Annotated in this window: 1 protein-coding gene; it reads left to right on the forward strand. The window is 28.7% G+C overall.

The annotated features are described in order from the left end of the window. The coding region (locus tag B2U95_RS13710) for an ankyrin repeat domain-containing protein (RefSeq protein ID WP_296317134.1) at window positions 1-683 on the forward strand (683 nt) is incomplete at its 5' end. Between the last annotated feature and the right edge of the window lie 280 nt (window positions 684-963).

A 963-nucleotide genomic window follows, 5' to 3' on the forward strand; every position in this document is an offset into this window, starting at 1 on the left:
TACAAATCTCTAAACTAAAAGATGAAGCATTTACTAATAATCTTGATTTAAATTCATTAATTGAAAGATACATATTTAAAGATTCGAGTGCAGAACTAGATCCATTAGACTTGTCATTTTTTAACAAAGATAAAAGCAATATTGAAGTCAAAAATTTTGCTAATCGAATTTCGCTATTAAAAACTATGGTACAAGCAAATTCTATAAACAATGATTTACTATTAAACAATGCTAAAAAATTGAAGTTAAAAATTTTAGAGTACTCATCAGATAGAATTATGACTGTTGTTAAAGATATTTCTCAAGAAACCATAGCAGCCATTGAAGAAGGAGATCTTGAAACTTTAGATAAAATCATTAGCAATTTAAATATTAATAATTGCTATGATTTTGATTTTGATGGTGATCCACTCAATTATTTAGCTATTAGCATCTATTACAAATCGATGCCTTCATTACAATTTTTTGTAGAAAAAGGTGCCGACATTGAAAATATTTGTGAAAACAAAACACCTCTAATGTTTGCTGTAAAATATGGTCAACTAGAGATGGTTAAATATTTAGTTGACCAAGGTGCCAAATTAGAAACTATTTCTAATGAAGGTAGAACTGTTTTCGATTATGCTAAAAAGTACGGGCATCCTGAAATAGAAAAGTACTTAAAAGATTTATTAAACAAATAGAAAAAATGGTTCTAGATTATTATGAAGGGATTGGGTTAATAAAGTTAACGGGTGATATATTAGAGAATTAAAAATAACGAAAGAAAAACAACATGAATAATTAATTGCTTTGGACAGTGCTTATCCGCCAAATTTCTGCCTGAGAAACCTGCGTCGGTATCTGGCTAAATAACGTCGAACCTATTATCTATGCGTCCAATTTAGAGCCTTAAAATAAAAAAACGGTTGCTAATAACATTGGTTATAATTCATTACGGTGGAAAATTCCTTCGGAATTTTC

This window comes from Winogradskyella sp. UBA3174 (assembly GCF_002364335.1).
Lineage (GTDB): Bacteria > Bacteroidota > Bacteroidia > Flavobacteriales > Flavobacteriaceae > Winogradskyella.